The organism is Bacillus cereus group sp. BfR-BA-01316, from assembly GCF_022664195.1.
Lineage (GTDB): Bacteria > Bacillota > Bacilli > Bacillales > Bacillaceae_G > Bacillus_A.
In genome coordinates, this window is sequence record NZ_JAKUGX010000077.1 from 1 (window position 1) to 1,306 (window position 1,306).

Consider the following 1,306-nt stretch of genomic DNA (forward strand, 5'->3'; position numbering starts at 1 on the left):
CTGTCAAGTAGACAGTATTAAAAAGACTAAGCAGCCATCGAGACTCGATATTCTATCGGAGCTCGATGGTTGAGTCGTTTTTGGAACCGTTTATAGTTATAAAAGTAAATATATTCTTCAATTGCTTGTATTAAATCCGCTTCTGTTTTAAAATGATTCAAATACAACATCTCCGATTTAAAATGGGAGAAAAATGATTCGATACAGGCATTATCATGGCAGTTTCCTTTGCGAGAGTGGCTGCCAATGATACCTAAATCAAAAAGTCGTTTGTTGTAGGCATGAGATGTGTACTGGAATCCCTGATCTGAATGGAGAATGGTTCCACGCACATCTCTTTTTTGTGCCAACATTTCAATTGTATCTAATACAAGTTCATTATCATTGCGCTTGGAAATTTTCCAAGAAACAACTTCGTTATTATAAATATCTTGTACAACAGAAAGATAGCGGAATCCCTCTTGAAATCTTAGGTAGGTAATGTCTGTAACAAGCGCTTCATTTTGTTGGCGATCTTTGAATTCACAGTTTAAAACATTTGGAAAAGTATTGGAATCATTCCCTTTAAAGAAGCGACGCTTCTTCCGAATAATAGACTGAATGTTGAGTTCACTCATTAAGCGATATACCTTTTTGCGATTTATAAAATAACCCTCTTCTTGTAAAGCGATTTTCATACGTGGATAACCATATTCCTTGTGCTTTACGTGAATAGATTGTATTACCTTTTTTAATCGTTGATCGGATTCTAGTCGCATGTTTTTCATACTTTTTGTATGAATCCACTTATAGTAACTTGAACGATGTACACCCGCAAATTTAGTAAGCCATATAACTGGATATTTTCTCTTTAATGATTCAATGATATGATATCTCTCTTTATATTTTAGTACGCCTCCATTTACAGATTTGGATACTGCTTTTTTAAATATTCAACCTGAGCCTTATAGTAGTCACGTTCCTCTTCAACGGTGTTGAAATGAACACGTTTTCCTTTTAGAGGGTTTGGTATACCTTTCATTCCACTATTTTTTCCACGAGTATCTGTAATCTCACCACATTCTTTATATTTTTTCACCCAATTTTTAAGTTGGGTAGAACTTCTAAGCTGAAATTTTTCCTTTATCATAGTGTAACTTCCTTCTCCGTTTAAATAACTTTGAACAGCTGATAACTTTAATTCTTCTGAATATGTATTAAAAGTTGAGCCTTTTTTAGTCATAAAAAATCCCCTCCAAGTAATAGTGTAACATCCATGTGTGCACATGGTCTTTTTTACACTGTCTACCTAAAGGGGATAATACCA

General features: G+C 34.2%; 2 protein-coding genes. Both read right to left on the reverse strand.

What is annotated here, in order from left to right:
* Positions 1–26: 26 nt before the first annotated feature.
* A complete protein-coding gene (locus tag MR071_RS24960) occupies positions 27–932 on the reverse strand; it encodes an IS3 family transposase (RefSeq protein ID WP_375337526.1) in 906 nt (301 codons plus the stop codon).
* The gene (locus tag MR071_RS25905) at positions 902–1,222 is read right to left on the reverse strand and encodes a helix-turn-helix domain-containing protein (RefSeq protein ID WP_105588438.1); all 321 of its coding nucleotides are present in this window, start codon (positions 1,220–1,222) and stop codon (positions 902–904) included. Before MR071_RS25905 ends, MR071_RS24960 begins: the two co-directional genes overlap by 31 nt.
* Positions 1,223–1,306: the final 84 nt, after the last annotated feature.

What these genes read in the sequence shown, in the direction of transcription:
- MR071_RS25905 (WP_105588438.1), bottom strand. Translation starts at nt 1,222, where the DNA reads ATGACTAAAAAAGGCTCAACTTTTAATACATATTCAGAAGAATTAAAG.